General features: G+C 53.6%; 17 protein-coding genes. 15 read left to right on the forward strand and 2 right to left on the reverse strand.

Going from position 1 to position 14,660, the window contains the following annotated elements; all coding sequences use genetic code 11:
* The first annotated feature begins 60 nt into the window (after positions 1–60).
* Genes AB5Y83_RS20825 through tapY2 form a run of 6 tightly spaced genes read left to right on the forward strand, consistent with a single transcriptional unit; the run spans position 61 to position 6,346 of the window.
* Positions 61–465: a type IV pilin protein gene (locus AB5Y83_RS20825; protein WP_279488838.1), complete on the forward strand. Its 405-nt coding sequence runs from the start codon at positions 61–63 to the stop codon at positions 463–465.
* A 2-nt stretch (positions 466–467) separates the two neighbouring features.
* Positions 468–1,034, forward strand: coding sequence for a type IV pilus modification protein PilV (gene pilV / locus AB5Y83_RS20830; RefSeq protein ID WP_368175888.1), 567 nt, complete (start codon positions 468–470; stop codon positions 1,032–1,034).
* A complete protein-coding gene (gene tppC / locus AB5Y83_RS20835) occupies positions 1,031–2,014 on the forward strand; it encodes a type IVa pilus pseudopilin TppC (RefSeq protein ID WP_106843895.1) in 984 nt (327 codons plus the stop codon). The genes pilV and tppC overlap by 4 nt, the downstream gene beginning before the upstream one ends.
* The gene (gene tppD, locus AB5Y83_RS20840; RefSeq protein ID WP_021230970.1) at positions 2,014–2,451 is read left to right on the forward strand and encodes a type IVa pilus pseudopilin TppD; all 438 of its coding nucleotides are present in this window, start codon (positions 2,014–2,016) and stop codon (positions 2,449–2,451) included. The genes tppC and tppD overlap by 1 nt, the downstream gene beginning before the upstream one ends.
* A gap of 11 nt (positions 2,452–2,462) precedes the next feature.
* Positions 2,463–6,074, forward strand: a complete 3,612-nt coding sequence (locus tag AB5Y83_RS20845) for a pilus assembly protein (protein WP_139430025.1) — start codon at positions 2,463–2,465, stop codon at positions 6,072–6,074.
* Positions 6,071–6,346: a type IVa secretion system protein TapY2 gene (gene tapY2, locus AB5Y83_RS20850; RefSeq protein WP_127006936.1), complete on the forward strand. Its 276-nt coding sequence runs from the start codon at positions 6,071–6,073 to the stop codon at positions 6,344–6,346. Before AB5Y83_RS20845 ends, tapY2 begins: the two co-directional genes overlap by 4 nt.
* A 3-nt stretch (positions 6,347–6,349) precedes the next feature.
* On the opposite strand, the gene AB5Y83_RS20855 is transcribed toward tapY2, so the two are convergent.
* Positions 6,350–6,847 carry a GspH/FimT family pseudopilin gene (locus AB5Y83_RS20855; protein WP_368175889.1) on the reverse strand — a complete coding sequence of 166 codons (498 nt, stop codon included), beginning with the start codon at positions 6,845–6,847 and terminating at the stop codon, positions 6,350–6,352.
* A 146-nt stretch (positions 6,848–6,993) separates the two neighbouring features.
* On the opposite strand from AB5Y83_RS20855, the gene AB5Y83_RS20860 reads away from it, so the two are divergent.
* The 5 genes from AB5Y83_RS20860 to AB5Y83_RS20880 all read left to right on the forward strand — a co-directional run bounded on the left by AB5Y83_RS20860 (position 6,994) and on the right by AB5Y83_RS20880 (position 10,502).
* Positions 6,994–8,616: an NAD+ synthase gene (locus AB5Y83_RS20860; protein WP_368175890.1), complete on the forward strand. Its 1,623-nt coding sequence runs from the start codon at positions 6,994–6,996 to the stop codon at positions 8,614–8,616.
* Positions 8,617–8,625: 9 nt separating this feature from the next.
* Positions 8,626–8,964: a nitrogen regulatory protein P-II gene (gene glnB, locus AB5Y83_RS20865; RefSeq protein WP_005308848.1), complete on the forward strand. Its 339-nt coding sequence runs from the start codon at positions 8,626–8,628 to the stop codon at positions 8,962–8,964.
* 59 nt (positions 8,965–9,023) lie between these two features.
* Positions 9,024–9,617 carry a hypothetical protein gene (locus tag AB5Y83_RS20870; RefSeq protein ID WP_272502552.1) on the forward strand — a complete coding sequence of 198 codons (594 nt, stop codon included), beginning with the start codon at positions 9,024–9,026 and terminating at the stop codon, positions 9,615–9,617.
* Positions 9,618–9,635: 18 nt separating this feature from the next.
* Positions 9,636–10,145 carry an S-ribosylhomocysteine lyase gene (gene luxS, locus AB5Y83_RS20875; protein ID WP_005340462.1) on the forward strand — a complete coding sequence of 170 codons (510 nt, stop codon included), beginning with the start codon at positions 9,636–9,638 and terminating at the stop codon, positions 10,143–10,145.
* 177 nt (positions 10,146–10,322) lie between these two features.
* On the forward strand, positions 10,323–10,502 hold the full coding sequence (locus tag AB5Y83_RS20880) for a DUF5363 family protein (protein ID WP_081250401.1): 180 nt from the start codon (positions 10,323–10,325) through the stop codon (positions 10,500–10,502).
* On the opposite strand, the gene AB5Y83_RS20885 is transcribed toward AB5Y83_RS20880, so the two are convergent.
* Positions 10,471–11,097, reverse strand: coding sequence for a type II secretion system protein (locus AB5Y83_RS20885; RefSeq protein WP_368175891.1), 627 nt, complete (start codon positions 11,095–11,097; stop codon positions 10,471–10,473). The genes AB5Y83_RS20880 and AB5Y83_RS20885 overlap by 32 nt on opposite strands.
* A 41-nt stretch (positions 11,098–11,138) precedes the next feature.
* On the opposite strand from AB5Y83_RS20885, the gene AB5Y83_RS20890 reads away from it, so the two are divergent.
* From AB5Y83_RS20890 to deoC, 4 genes are all read left to right on the forward strand, one after another.
* Positions 11,139–11,912, forward strand: a complete 774-nt coding sequence (locus AB5Y83_RS20890; protein WP_368175892.1) for a TatD family hydrolase — start codon at positions 11,139–11,141, stop codon at positions 11,910–11,912.
* Positions 11,913–12,134: 222 nt separating this feature from the next.
* Complete coding sequence (locus tag AB5Y83_RS20895; RefSeq protein ID WP_019445565.1) at positions 12,135–13,409, forward strand: NupC/NupG family nucleoside CNT transporter; 1,275 nt, start codon at positions 12,135–12,137, stop codon at positions 13,407–13,409.
* 125 nt (positions 13,410–13,534) lie between these two features.
* Complete coding sequence (locus tag AB5Y83_RS20900) at positions 13,535–13,705, forward strand: XapX domain-containing protein (protein WP_005340467.1); 171 nt, start codon at positions 13,535–13,537, stop codon at positions 13,703–13,705.
* Between the two features lie 423 nt (positions 13,706–14,128).
* Positions 14,129–14,660: deoxyribose-phosphate aldolase (gene deoC, locus AB5Y83_RS20905; RefSeq protein WP_368175893.1), on the forward strand; the 532-nt coding region annotated here is incomplete at its 3' end.

Here is a 14,660-nt window from a genome sequence, read left to right on the forward strand (position 1 = left end):
TTGTTCAAGAGACAGGCTCGGCGTTAAACTTATGAAGCAGTCTGTCACCAAGGATGGGATATGATTGGATACTTTCGTGGCTTTTCTCTTATTGAGTTGATGATTGTCATCGCCATCGTGGCGATTCTTGGCACCATCGCTTATCCCGCCTATCAGCAATATGTGCTGACCAGTCATCGTGTCGAAGCCAAGGCCATGCTGCTCAATGCAGCCAATCGGCAAGAAACCTATTTTATGGATTTCAATCAGTATGCATCCTCTGCTGCTGCTCTTGGTATCAGTAGTGCATCTGAGAATGGCCTGTATCAATTATCTATTGCCGTATCAGGCAACACCTACACCTTGTCAGCCAGTGCTGGCGTGACGACAGCCCAAGCCAAAGATACCGATTGCACGGTGTTTTCCATTAATCAGTTGGGTGTCAAAAGTGCCTCTGGTGCAGCTAGCAATAGCTGTTGGGAATAGCCATGGCCATTCATGTTTCATCACATGAGAGGGGATTCAGCCTGCTGGAGGTGATGATAGCGGCAGTAGTGTTGTCATTTGGCTTGCTGGGACTGGTTGCTATGCAGGCTCAGTCGAAGTTTTCCGGATATGAAGCCCGACAACGAACAATTGCCAGCTGGTTGGCTAACGATATGGTCGAGAGGCTCAGAGTCAACCGTGGAGTCTGGGAGTCGCAAGCTAACAATACCTGGATTGTCAGCGCCGGAACTTCATCATTGCCATCCTGCGCTAATGAAAATGGCACTATGAGCAGCTGTAGCGATGCTCAGTTACGGGATCTCGATCTTTATTATTGGCGACAGTCATTAATTGGAAGTGCTGCTTCGGTGGCCGGAGCAACATTACAAAATCCCACCGGCTGTATTATCAAGGGAACCAGTAATGCATTGACGGTCTCAATTTTTTGGGCTGGACGTGAATCATCTCATGATGGGGCAAATGGCGTTGCGTCAACGATTACGACGGCATGTGGAATTGCAGGTGTTGATTTAACGAGGCGTCAGTTCGTTCTGATGACGACGCTATGAAACATCATGGATTTACGCTGGTTGAATGGCTCATCACAATGGTGATTGGTGTTTTTCTACTCGGTGGGGTGATGAGTATTTTTGTGGCCTCCCGCGCAACCACCAATGAGTCCTTCGATCAGAGTGAGCTGCTCGAAAATGGTCGAATTGCCATGCGTCTCATCACTCAGGATTTACGCTGGGCCGGGTTTTGGGGGGATTTCACGGGGGGGGCTCTGATTGCGGGTGATGAGCTCACTTTGTCTGCTGATGCTACCGTGACAAATGACTGTCTGGATGAGAGAAATGAAGGGAGTCTACCCTCCAACCTTTTTCCAGTACGCCCGCTGTGGGTTACTCATATCAGTGCTGCAGGCACCATGAGTGGTTTTGCCTGTATCTCATCTTCTACTCGCGTTGCTGGCTCGGATGTTATCAGTATCAAGCGCCTGATTGGCAATCCGGTGACAGGAGGACTAGATGCCAATCGTTTCTATATGGCCACCAATACTCAACAGGCTCATTTATTCAGAGGTAATGAGACTGCGCCTTCCGAGGCGGCCATGCCGATGCGTCAGATTTGGGAGTACCAGCATCATGTCTATTACCTCTCGCCTAATGGTCGTGGTGGTTTTGAACTGCGCAAGCGTATCCTCACTGCTGATGGCGGTTCTTGGTTGATATCTGGGGCTTTGGTTGATGGTATTGAACGCATGGTGCTGTTGTTTGGGGTCGATACCAGCAATGTGCCGGATGGTCGTGTAGACAAGTTTTCCGCCATAGATGCAGTCACCTCGCAAGAGTGGGGCGAGGGGCGGGTCATCGCAGTCCGTGTTTTTTTGCTTGTGCGCTCGCTGCAGGCATCCAGTCGCTATACCAACAACAATGTCTATCAACTGGGAGATATCAGCGTGGCTGGCAATGGGGATGGGTTTCGACGCTTGTTGCTGGAAAGTACTGTGGTACTGCGTAATCCCATGGTGATGGCGGGAGGTGGGTAGTGAAGCATTCACGTGGCGTGGCATTGATCGTGGCGCTGGTGATTCTGGCCCCTTTGACTTTGATTGCCGTGGTGTTGATGCAATCTGGGGGTATGGATTTACGTGCTAGTGGAGCGGCGGCAGCGTTACAGCAAGTCGAACACAGAGTAGAGGGCATCATAGGTGGCGCCATGCAGCAAGCAGGGCTTGCTACCCAGATTGCTCAGATGCCTTCGGTTTCGACGGCAACATCAACAGTGAGTGGCTCTATGGGTAACGCCACCATGCAATATAGAAGTGAAACAGTGTGCAAGCGCCGATTTGACGCGACCAGCAAGAACGTCATACCAGCCTGCCGTTATGTAGAGCTCGAGGCAAGCCAAGCGTACGGAAAACAGGGGCGTCCTATGACGTGGACGGTTGGAGTCGAACAGCCATTGTTAAAGACGGCTGAATAGGAGCGACAGCGATGTTACATCATGGAAAACTGTGGCTGATGGCCCTGTGTGCACTTAGTGTGCCAGCTGTTGCCAGCGATGCTTACTCGGATGATACCGAACTGTTCATCTATGACTTTTCGAAAGCGGGAGATTATCGGCCCAAGGTGCTGATCATTTTCGACAACTCTGGCAGTATGGCCGAAACCATGGAGCTGGAGCGGGAAAAGTATAATCCTGCCACTGTCTATCCAGCGCTGAGCCGGGATCCTGATACCAGTAATTCGCGTAATTATATCTATTACTCGACCGATGGTTCTGTGCCCGCCATCAATAGTTATCAGCGTTTTCGCGACAGCATCAATGCTTGCGCCTCATCAAAGCCCCCCCTAAGCACGGTCGGTTATTTTCAGTCCCAAGTCTGGACGTATGTCTATTCAAGTTATCGCAATGGATTACCTCGTCAGGGGGATTGGGAGACCATCTCTGGCAAGTACGAAGATGACATCACCATTGTCGACTGCAAGCAGGATATTCAGAACCGCAATCCTGCCAATCCTTTCAACGGAACGCTGGTGGTGGGGGCGGTCGGCGATGGTTATCCGGTCGACAAAACCAGCAACACTCGCGGCGAGTGGTATTACACCGCTAATGCGAATAATGCCACATCGGGTAGCAATACCAGTGTAACTCTCTACACTGCCAACTATATCCGCTGGTATTACGGGCCGACGGGTTATGCCGTTGAATCACGCTTGCGTATCGCCAAGGATGCGGTCAAGTCGGTGATCTCCTCCACTCCTGGGGTTGATTTCGGCTTGGCCATATTCAATACCAACAATAGTACCAGCACCAATGGTGGCAGAGTGGTACGCCGCATCCTCAGTAACGACGATATTGTCGGCACCATTACTGCCGAACAGGACTTGCTCAATACTGTGGAAGACCTGTCGGCTACGACCAATACGCCATTATGTGAAACCCTCTATGAAGCCTACCGTTTCTATGGAGGGCAATCTGTACTTTATGGCAAGCAAGGTGGTACGCGGGACAAGCTTGCTGAAGAGCCGGAAGGTACTTACACCTCGCCTTATGACAAATGTTCAAATAATGGCTATGTCATCTATGTCACTGATGGAGCGCCTACCAGCGATACGGCTGCTGACAGTGCAGTAAAGGCGTTGACGGATTCGCTAAGTGCAGATGAACGGGCTGCCTACGGCTCAACAGTGGGATATGGTTCCGGCACCTCCAAGAGCTATCTGGCCGCGATGGCTGGTTACATGAAGAACAAGGATGTAAATACTTCATCGCCCGGCAAGCAGACTGTTACCACGTTTACCGTGGGATTTGGTGATGACGCGATCTCTGGGGCGGGCAATCTGCTGGCAGAAACGGCGAGACGTGGAGGTGGCCAATATTACCCTGCGGTCAGTGCTGAAGCGCTCACACAGGCGTTGCGATCTTCCCTGTTAGCCATTTTGCGGATAAACACCTCTCTGGTGTCGCCAGCTATCACCACTAACAACTTTGACCGGACTCGCAGCCTCAATAATATCTATTACGCCATGTTCGAGCCTGATACCGGGCCGCGCTGGAAGGGTAACCTGAAGAAGCTGGTTTTGTCTGGTGATGGGTATGTGGCAGATGTTAACGGTTTGCCCGCCATCAAGGTAGATGGTTCCATTCTGGATCAGGCTCAGACCTACTGGTCATCGGAACGGGATGGCAATCTGGTTGCCAAGGGCGGTGTGCAGTCCATGCTGGCAGAGAAGACCAATCGCAATATTTATGTGATCAATACGGTTGCATCGCCCAAGCGATTGGACGCTTTTAACAAAGCCAATTTGGTGTCGATCGCAGGCTCTGCCGACAATTTGGCCAGCTACATGCGGTTAGCCAGTGCCACCGAGCTTGACGGACAGATCGACTGGACAAAAGGTGTCGATGTGGACGATGAAGATTATGATGCCAGTACCACCATTCGGCCATACATAGTGGGAGACCCCCTGCACTCTCGTCCATTGGTGGTCAATTATGGTTGCTCCATTGCTTCAGGCCAGAGTACCTGTACCCCTGATTTGCGGATCCTTATGGGAACCAATGCTGGTTTCCTGCATATGTTCAAAGATCTCGGTAGTACGGTTGATGAAAGCTGGGCCATGATCCCCTATGAACTGTTGCCCAGGCAAGAAGCTCTACGTCTCAATGCCGAGTCTGGCGATCATATCTACGGTGTTGATGCTTCACCGGTTGCGTTGATCAAGGATGCCAACAGGAATGGTGTTATCAAGGCATCCGAGGGAGACTTTGTCTGGCTGCTTTTCGGTTTGCGAGGGGGTGGTAGTAGCTACTATGCACTCGATATTACCAATCCAGATGCCCCCAGCTTGAAATGGACGATCAATAGTCAGACTGCGGGCTTCTCATTACTGGGGGAAACCTGGTCAGTACCGGAGGTGGCTTATATTCCTTGGGATGCTCCTCCGAGCAACAAGCGATTGGTGATGGTTTTTTCCGGTGGTTACGATGCCAATAAGAGTAAAGTCGGGATAGGTAGCTCTGACAGCAAGGGTATGGGCGTCTACATGGTCGATGCCGATAGTGGTGCTCTTGTGTTCAGCGCAACACCTGGAGCTGGCTCCAGTACCAACAAGCAGGTGACTGCGATGGTTGATAGCATGCCGGGGTCAGTTTCCACTCTAGACAGTGATGGTGATGGGAAAACTGACCGAATTTATGCTGGTGATACAGGCGGCAATATCTGGCGCCTGGATATGCCTTCAACCAGTACTAGCTCCTGGAGTATTTTCAAGTTTGCCAGTCTTGGGTCTGATGATGTACAGGCTAATGACCGCCGCTTTTTCACTCAGCCTGTATTGGTACGTACTATAAACAAGCAAGTGACCAAGACGGTAATTAGTGGCGAAGATTATTTCTCGTTCAAAGATAGGCCATTCGATGCAGTGTTGATTGGTTCTGGTGATCGAAACCGCCCATCGTCCGAGTCTACCGTGCAAAACGCCTATTTTATGTTGCGTGACTACGGGGTAGTTACCAAGAGTTATAACACTGCTGCTCCAGCCCCTATCACGATGACGGACTTGTATGACGTATCGGTTGATCCTCTGGCTGGTGTCACGGACACCAATGACCTGCTTAGTTTGAGAGCTGCCATCACCAGTAAATTGGGTTGGAAATATTGGCTAGCCGAGTCAGGAGAGAAGTCGATGGGGTCTGGGGTTGTGCTGCAAGGCAAGCTCTATTTCACCTCTTTTTTGCCGCAGGTTCAGTCATTCGAGGAGTGTACGATTCAGTCGATAGGCGCCATGCGGCAGTATATGGTCGACATGCATTACGGTACCTCTTTCAAATATGTGGTGGATCAGGATGGTAATGAAATCCCGGAACGCTATGTGGAAGTCAATAACAAGGTGGCCGATGATCTAGTGATCCATGCTGGTGATGATTCAAAGATCCGGATTATTGGTGGTGCCCCGGGTGAAGAGGTGATTCTCAAAGACGAAGGAGAAGGGGTTCCAGAGCGCTGTACCGGCGAGGGGGAGTGTTCGGAAGGGGCGGAGGAGGCTGAAATGGATATGACGCCCAAGAAAATATACCTGTATGAGGATGAGCCACAATGAAAATGATCCTCTGGCTGATGGCGTTGTCAAATGCGGCCAATGTCTATGCTGTCGTGGATAGAAAATGCTATGTCGAGTTGGCAAATGATACCTATGTCGTTATTCAGGGAACGATAAAGGATAGCCAGAGTGCTGAAATCGTCTTTCAAAAGAAAGGGTTTGAACTGAATGGGCAACTTCTGATGGTGAAGAGAGTTATCGAGTGTCAGCCAACCGAACAGCCATTCAATCTTGAGGCTGCGCAACGGCAAGAGAAACTGCAGCCAAGATAGTGGTCAAGGGCAAATGCTGGTGGTTTCGGATTTACTGCTGCGACCTGATGCTGCGATTACAACATCAACTCTGGGTTCTTCGCTGATGCAGACCCTTACGGTCATATTGGTACCTAGGCTGGTTCCATCAGCGGCAAACAAGACTCGGGGTCTGGTTGAACTGACGGTGGCATCTGGAGTAAAAGCTGGTGTGCGCGTGAGTTCTACTTCCCCTTCGTCCAGCTCGGCATTACCGTCATCATCGATGAAAACCAATAATTGAACCGGATCCTGTTCAACACACTCGTTATTGTTGTTTATTAGGCATGCGGTGACGGTTTGTTGGTCACTGATAGCGTGGGTGCGCGCAAAGCGCAGGAGCTTAATCAACCGCTCGCTTTCATAGTTAGCCGTGCTGTCTTTAAGCAGAGAGCCCAAAGAAGGAATACCAATCCCCAACAGAATGACGCCCAGTGCAATGGCTATCATCAACTCCATCAGGGTAAATCCGGCGTTTTTCATATCTGCGAAGGCCTGTCGTTCCGTGACTATCTACAGCTTATCCTTCCCGCTGGTTGCTGTCACACGGTTACGCCCGTCTTGAACTGGCAGATTGCCCCCCTTTTCTTTATCATTCCCCATCATTTTCGAATTCAAGATGCATCGCCATGGCAAAAGCCCTCTCTCTGATGCTTGCCCAGTTGAATCTGACGGTAGGCGCCATCGAAGATAACACTGACAAAGTGCTCGCTGCGGCAGCTCAGGCCGAGCAGCAAGGTGCCGATCTGCTGGTCTGCTCCGAGCTGGCCCTGACCGGCTATCCACCGGAAGATCTGCTGCTGCGTGCCGACCTGATGATGCGGGTCGAAGCTGCGTTGGCTCGTGTTGCCGAATGGCAGGGCAACTGTGCCATTTTGGTCGGGCATCCCTGGCGTGAAGGGGAGTCACTCTATAACGCCGCCTCCCTCTATGAGCAGGGCAAGCTGATTGCTCGTTACTTCAAGCAGGACTTGCCCAACTACGGTGTGTTTGATGAGAAGCGCTACTTCACCGCGGCGACCGAGACCTGCGTGGTGCCGTTCCGTGGTCACCAGCTGGGCCTGCTCATCTGCGAAGATTTGTGGCAGCTAGGTCCGGCGCTGGCCGCCAAGGCGGCGGGGGCCGAGCTGCTGCTCACCATCAACGCCTCGCCCTATGATCAGGAGAAACCCTGGATCCGCCGCGAGCTGATGGCCGAACGCTGCGATCAGACCGGTCTGCCGCTGGTCTACCTCAATCAGGTGTGTGGTCAGGACGAGCTGATTTTCGACGGCTGCTCCAAGGTGTTCAGCAGCCAGGGCGAGTTGACTCACAAGCTGGCCCCGTTTGCCGAAGAGCTGGCGCTGGTACGTTTTGCTGATGGCCAGCCGGTGAAGGAGCGGGAACCCGCTGCGCCGCTGGAGCCGTTGGCCGAGACCTATCAGGCGCTGGTGCTGGCAGTGCGCGACTACGTTACCAAGAACGGCTTCCACGGCGCTGTGCTGGGTCTATCCGGCGGCATCGACTCGGCGCTGACGCTGGCCATTGCGGCCGATGCCATCGGTGCCGACAAGGTGCAGGCGGTGATGATGCCGTTCCGCTACACCGCCCAGATGAGTGTGGAAGATGCCAAGGAGCAGGCCGAGCGGATGGGGGTTGAGTTCAACATCATCTCCATCGAGCCTATGTTCGAAGGGTTTATGACCCAGCTGGCGCCGCTGTTTGAAGGCACCGCCCGCGATACCACCGAAGAGAACCTGCAGGCCCGCTGCCGCGGTGTGCTGCTGATGGCGCTCTCCAACAAACGTCGTCGTATCGTGCTGACTACCGGCAACAAGAGCGAGATGGCGGTGGGTTATGCCACCCTGTACGGTGACATGGCGGGCGGTTTCGACGTGCTGAAAGATGTGCCCAAGACGCTGGTGTTCAAGTTGTGCGAATATCGCAACTCAGTTGACTATGTGATCCCGCAGCGGGTTATCGACCGCCCCCCTTCGGCAGAATTGGCGCCGGATCAGGTGGATCAGGACAGCTTACCCCCATACGACATCCTCGATGCCATCCTCAAGCGTTATGTGGAAGAGGATGCGTCCGTGGCCGACATGGTGGCAGAAGGCTTCGAGGAAGCGGTGGTGCGCAAGGTGATCCGCCTGGTGGATCTCAACGAATACAAGCGCCGTCAGGCGGCGGTCGGGCCCCGCATTACGGCTCGCAACTTTGGTAAGGATCGCCGTTACCCAATTACATCCGGGTTCGGCAAACAGAACTGGTAAGGAGTCACCATGAAGAAGATTGAAGCCATCATCAAACCGTTCAAGCTGGACGATGTGCGCGAGGCCCTGGCCGAGATCGGCATCAACGGCATGACCGTATCCGAAGTCAAAGGCTTTGGCCGCCAGAAGGGCCATACCGAGCTCTATCGCGGTGCCGAATATATGGTCGACTTCCTGCCGAAAGTGAAGGTGGAGCTGGTGGTACAGGACGAGGATCTCGATGCCTGCCTGGAAGCGATCCAGAACACCGCCCGTACCGGCAAGATTGGTGATGGCAAGATCTTCGTCTGCGAGGTGGAGCGTGTCATTCGTATCCGTACTGGCGAAGAGAACGAAGACGCGATCTGACCTTGGCTATCTCTTTACCTGACCAGAGGCGTGAAGTGTGGCCTCATTTGATGGGGTGGATGCGCTTCGTGGTGGTCGCCAGCCTGTTGGCGGGCCTGACTGCTTGCAGTACCCGTCCACCGGCCCAGCCGGAGAATCTGTGCCAGATCTTTCGCGAGAAGCCTGACTGGCACAAGGCCGCGCTCAAGATGAACGAGAAGTGGGGGACGCCGATCCATGTGGTGATGGCCATGATGTATCAGGAGTCCTCGTACGTACATGATGCTCAGCCGCCGATGCAGTATTTCCTCTTCATCCCGACCGGGCGGGCCAGTTCGGCTTATGGTTATGCTCAGGTCAAAGATGAAACCTGGGCGGATTACCAGCGGGAAACCGGCAACAGCTGGAGTGACCGCGATGATTTTGCCGACGCCATCGATTTTATGGGTTGGTACACTAACAAAGCCCAGCGGCTCAATGGCACCTCCAAGTGGGATGCCTATGGCCAGTATCTCAACTATCACGAAGGGTGGGGTGGCTACCGGCGTGGCAGCTATCGCAGCAAGGGGTGGTTGATGAAGACCTCTCGCAAAGTGGAAGCTCGCGCCCAGCGCTACGGCGCCCAGTACCGTCAATGCAAGGATCAGCTCTCCCGTGGGGGCTGGTTCTGGTAACCAAATCAGGAGTCAAAAATGCCGTTATTGGACAGTTTTACCGTTGACCACACCCGTATGGAGGCGCCAGCGGTGCGTGTGGCCAAGACCATGCAGACCCCGAACAAGGACACTATTACCGTGTTCGACCTGCGTTTCTGCGTACCGAATCAGGAGATCCTCTCCGAGCGCGGTATCCATACGCTGGAGCACCTGTTCGCCGGTTTTATGCGTGATCACCTGAACGGCAATGGCGTGGAGATCATCGACATCTCTCCTATGGGTTGCCGTACCGGCTTCTACATGAGCCTGATCGGCGCGCCGGACGAAGCCCGTGTTGGCGCAGCCTGGCAGGCAGCCATGAGCGACGTGCTGACCGTGCAGGATCAGGCCAAGATCCCCGAGCTGAACGAGTATCAGTGCGGTACCTACAGCATGCACTCGCTGGAAGAGGCGCACGCCATCGCCCGTCATGTGCTGGAGCGCGGTATCGGCGTCAACCACAACGACGAGCTGGCCCTGCCGGAAGAGAAGCTGAAGAGTCTGTGAGGCTGATGAGCTGTCGCTCATCGGATAACCTCTTCAGGGAATGTTAAAAGAGCCGGTCAGCCATGCTGACCGGCTCTTTTTTATTCCGCCTGATCGCGGTTATGGGGATGACTTGCTCCCCTTGCCGACTCTGATTAGGATGGTTTTTGACCTGAACCTGTTGGCGGAGGTGTGACGATGAAGGGGATATTGCTGCGTTGGCTGGCCCGTTACGATGCATGGTGTGAGGAGTGGGGGCTCACTCAGGAGAACCGGCGCTGCTGCACGCCGGTTCGTTATGATGATGATTCAAGCAAAGAGCGAGCTTGCGCAGAAGAGGCTGAGCTCAATCAAAATTGCGGGTCACGGCGCCGGTAACGCTGTTGTACTCGAAGCCGAGGCCATTCGGGTGATCTGGGAAACGGCCGATAGAATCACGCAGAATATAGCTGCAATTGTTGTGAGTTTGGCCATGCTCGTCGGTTGTATAACTGTCGCTAACAGTCGATAGGTAGTCGGCTTTGTCTTGCAACGTTTGGCTTTTATTGCTGGCTTCAACCGTGTATTCAGTTTCGAGTAGCTCCTCGAAGACAAGCTTGCAGTCATCATTGCCGGAAATTGAAATATAGTCAGATGGCAATTTGCTCAGGTCATACGTCTCGTTTATACCTTTTCCTCTGGCTTCTTCGGAGCCTACTGGCCAGCCATAGAGATTGATGTCCATATTCTTGGCACCAAAACTTCCCAGATTATATAGAGCGAGAGCTTGTCCTTGTGTGGCTACTGCCCAGCCAGCATTAGCCAGCTGAACTGCACTGGCAAAGCTGCCTGCGGTCGCCGAGACCGTGCTTTTCAGGGCATCATCCTTGATATTGATAAAGCGGGGCAGGGCGGTGACGGCCAGGATCCCCAGCACTATGATCACCAGCACCAGTTCAATCAGGGTAAAGCCGTTGTTTCTGTTGTTCATCATGTTCAATGACCCATTAAATACCGCAAACAGGTGTGAGTGATATGCAGCTGATAGATACCCATTGCCATCTCGACTTTCCGGTGTTCGACCAGGACAGGGAGGCACTGCTGGCCCGTTGTCGGGCATTGGGGGTGACGGAGTATATCATTCCTGCCATCGCAGAGGATAACTGGACTCGTGTGATGGCACTGGCAGATCAGCATGACGGCCTCTTTTATGGTCTGGGCATTCATCCCTGGTATGTTGGTGAACAGCTGGAGGGGGTGATGGAGCGGCTGCGAACGCTGGTGATGAGCCAACCTGCCGGCATGGTAGCCATAGGCGAGTGCGGGCTGGACCTCCGTTCTCACGTGCCGCAGGAGGGACAATTTACGTTGTTTGAGGCTCAGATCCGGCTGGCCGCTGATGCCGGGCTCCCCTTGATGATCCACTCGGTGCGCGCCAATGACACTGTGGCCAAGCTGTTGCGCCGCTTCAAGCCGCCTCGTGGCGGGGTGATCCATGCTTTCAGCGGTTCGTTGCAGCAGGCGGAGGCCTTCTGGCAACTGGGCTTTCGACTCGGGGTGGGCGGGGTAATCAGTTTTGAACGGGCGAACAAGACGCGAGAGGTATTTCGGGCCATGCCGCTCGAGGCCCTGGTGCTGGAAACCGATTCGCCCGATATGCCCTTACAAGGTGAGCAAGGCACCCGGAATACCCCGGAAGCGCTGCCGAAAATAGCGGAAATATTGATGACATTGCGGGATGAATCATCGGCAGATGTTACCAAGGTGTTATTTGAGACTGCCCGGCATATTTTCCATCACGACCGATAGCCATGAAACAAATTCGCAACACCTGATTTAGTTGTCAGGAAAAAAAATGAGCGTAAAAATCGTTTGCTGTCTAATTTTGTGACACTTGGACATTTTGATAACGATAAAATGTGACCAGCATTCTATTTTATCGGACTTTAATTAGTATAATGCGCTCCCCTTGATTAGTTGGGTTTAATAACAACTCGCTAACAAGCCAGGTGCTACTAGAGGAAGATAATAATGAATTTGTTCATGGGTCTGGTAGGGATGGCGACGCTCGTCCTTATCGCGGTGCTGTTCTCCAGCAATCGCAAGGCAATCAACGTCCGTACCGTTGTCGGTGCGTTCGCAATTCAAGCCGGTCTGGGGGCGTTTGTTCTCTATGTTCCGGTTGGTCGCGATATCCTGGTCGGCGTGTCCGACGCGGTATCCAGCGTGATCAGCTACGGCCAGAACGGGATCGACTTCCTGTTTGGCGGTCTGGTCAGCAACAAGATGTTTGAAGTGTTCGGTGGCGGCGGCTTTGTCTTTGCCTTCCGTGTTCTGCCGGTCATCATCTTCTTCTCTTCCCTGATTGCAGTGCTCTACTACTTGGGCATCATGCAGATGGTCATCAAGTTGCTGGGCGGCGGTCTGCAGAAAGTACTGGGTACTTCCCGCACCGAATCCCTCTCTGCAACTGCCAACATCTTCGTCGGTCAGACCGAAGCGCCGCTGGTGGTTCGTCCTTACATCTCCAAGATGACTGACTCCGAGCTATTCGCCGTCATGTGTGGTGGTCTGGCCTCCGTTGCCGGTTCCGTACTGGCCGGTTACGCCTCCATGGGCGTGAAGATGGAGTACCTGATTGCTGCCTCCTTCATGGCTGCACCGGGTGGTCTGCTGTTCGCCAAGCTGCTGGTTCCCGAAACCGAGACCCCGAACTACGACGAAAGCTCTGCCGATGCCGAGCTGGATGACAAGCCTGCCAACGTCATTGACGCTGCTGCTGCTGGCGCCTCTGCCGGTATGCAACTGGCCCTGAACGTCGGCGCCATGCTGCTGGCCTTCATCGGTCTGATTGCCATGATCAACGGCATCTTCTCCGGTGTGGGTGGCTGGTTCGGTTATCCGCAACTCTCTCTGGAACTGCTGCTGGGCTGGATCTTCTCCCCGCTGGCCTTCCTGATCGGTGTGCCTTGGAATGAAGCAGTGGTTGCCGGTTCCTTCATCGGTCAGAAGCTGGTAGTGAACGAGTTCGTGGCTTACCTGAACTTCGCTCCGTACCTGAAAGACGAAGTGCTGATCAACGGTGTGGCCATGTCCGATCACACCAAGGCGATCATCTCCTTCGCGCTGTGTGGTTTTGCCAACCTCTCCTCTGTTGCCATCCTGCTGGGTGGTCTGGGGTCCATGGCGCCGAACCGCCGCGGCACCATTGCACGTTTTGGTCTGAAAGCCGTACTGGCTGGCTCTCTGTCCAACCTTATGTCTGCCACTATCGCAGGCTTCTTCCTGGCACTGTCCGGCATGTAATCGCCGCCTGACTGACAGGGTATAAACGCGAACGCCACGGCATCTGCCGTGGCGTTCGCGTATGGAGCGGTGACAACCGTTTTCCTATCTAAACTAATAATAAAATGAGTCAAATCGGAGGTTATATGAATGAAGTGCTACTGGCGATGGTGGCCGGCTTTATAGTTGGTTTGTTGTTTTCTTTCCTCAAATTGCCGATCCCGGCGCCTCCCGTTTTGTCCGGGGTAATGGGGATCGTCGGGGTCTATCTGGGGGGATTGGCCTACTCCTGGATCCTGACTCGTTTCTTTTCGTAAGGCTTTTTTAGACCTGGATTTGCCAGATGTGAGGTACCTCTGAAATTGGCAAATCCGGCTTGCAAACAGGGGGTATCTCGGCTGAAATAGGCGTTGCCAGCAGGGTGCTGGCAATGACTAATACTCGATGAAATCGGGTGTTGGCGGTCAAATGGAATTGATTGGGAAGTCGGGTCAGATGTTGTCGGCCTTTCTCAAGTCTTCATGGAACCAAGTCCGCACTTTTGTAAGAAAGTGACAGGGCTCTTGCCTTATTTACAGTCGCAGTGCCTGCAGGGTGTTTTGAATAACATCCCGATAGTGCCGGTGCCTTCGCACTGTAATTCCATTCCCGTATAGCTGGGGATACTGCCTGTGCATCCATTGCTGGATGGTATGGTTGTGCCCGGTTATCTGGATTAAATCGAGACTTTGGAGAACAGAATGACTGACCTGAAAGTGGCCGCTCAGCGCGCCCTGAACCTGATGGACCTGACCACCCTGAACGATGACGACACCGATCAGAAGGTGATCGACCTGTGCCATAAGGCCAAGTCACCGGCTGGCCTGACCGCAGCTGTCTGCATCTACCCCCGTTTTATCCCTATCGCTCGCAAGACCCTGCGTGAGATCGGCGCTGCCGACGTACGCATTGCGACCGTGACCAACTTCCCCCACGGCAACGACGACATCGAGATCGCCGTGGCCGAGACCCGTGCCGCTGTCGCCTACGGTGCTGACGAAGTGGACGTGGTGTTCCCGTATCGCGCCTTCATGGCTGGCAATGAACAGATCGGTTTTGATCTGGTCAAAGCCTGTAAAGAGGCCTGTGGTGCCAACGTGCTGCTGAAAGTGATCATCGAAACCGGCGAGCTGAAAGCAGAGGCGCTGATCCGTCGCGCTTCCGAAATCTGTATCGATGCCGGTGCCGACTTCATCAAGACCTCCACCGGCAAGGTGCCGGTCAATGCGACCC

This window comes from Aeromonas sp. R5-4 (assembly GCF_040908215.1).
GTDB classification, from domain to species: Bacteria; Pseudomonadota; Gammaproteobacteria; order Enterobacterales; family Aeromonadaceae; genus Aeromonas; species Aeromonas veronii.

Bases quoted from the DNA above. Each gene is read 5' to 3' on its own strand.
- AB5Y83_RS20825 (WP_279488838.1), top strand. From the start codon at position 61: ATGATTGGATACTTTCGTGGCTTTTCTCTTATTGAGTTGATGATTGTC.
- pilV (WP_368175888.1), top strand. From the start codon at position 468: ATGGCCATTCATGTTTCATCACATGAGAGGGGATTCAGCCTGCTGGAG.
- tppC (WP_106843895.1), top strand. From the start codon at position 1,031: ATGAAACATCATGGATTTACGCTGGTTGAATGGCTCATCACAATGGTG.
- AB5Y83_RS20845 (WP_139430025.1), top strand. From the start codon at position 2,463: ATGTTACATCATGGAAAACTGTGGCTGATGGCCCTGTGTGCACTTAGT.
- tapY2 (WP_127006936.1), top strand. From the start codon at position 6,071: ATGAAAATGATCCTCTGGCTGATGGCGTTGTCAAATGCGGCCAATGTC.
- AB5Y83_RS20855 (WP_368175889.1), bottom strand. From the start codon at position 6,847: ATGAAAAACGCCGGATTTACCCTGATGGAGTTGATGATAGCCATTGCA.
- AB5Y83_RS20860 (WP_368175890.1), top strand. From the start codon at position 6,994: ATGGCAAAAGCCCTCTCTCTGATGCTTGCCCAGTTGAATCTGACGGTA.
- glnB (WP_005308848.1), top strand. From the start codon at position 8,626: ATGAAGAAGATTGAAGCCATCATCAAACCGTTCAAGCTGGACGATGTG.
- AB5Y83_RS20870 (WP_272502552.1), top strand. From the start codon at position 9,024: ATGCGCTTCGTGGTGGTCGCCAGCCTGTTGGCGGGCCTGACTGCTTGC.
- luxS (WP_005340462.1), top strand. From the start codon at position 9,636: ATGCCGTTATTGGACAGTTTTACCGTTGACCACACCCGTATGGAGGCG.
- AB5Y83_RS20880 (WP_081250401.1), top strand. From the start codon at position 10,323: ATGAAGGGGATATTGCTGCGTTGGCTGGCCCGTTACGATGCATGGTGT.
- AB5Y83_RS20885 (WP_368175891.1), bottom strand. From the start codon at position 11,097: ATGATGAACAACAGAAACAACGGCTTTACCCTGATTGAACTGGTGCTG.
- AB5Y83_RS20890 (WP_368175892.1), top strand. From the start codon at position 11,139: ATGCAGCTGATAGATACCCATTGCCATCTCGACTTTCCGGTGTTCGAC.
- AB5Y83_RS20895 (WP_019445565.1), top strand. From the start codon at position 12,135: ATGAATTTGTTCATGGGTCTGGTAGGGATGGCGACGCTCGTCCTTATC.
- AB5Y83_RS20900 (WP_005340467.1), top strand. From the start codon at position 13,535: ATGAATGAAGTGCTACTGGCGATGGTGGCCGGCTTTATAGTTGGTTTG.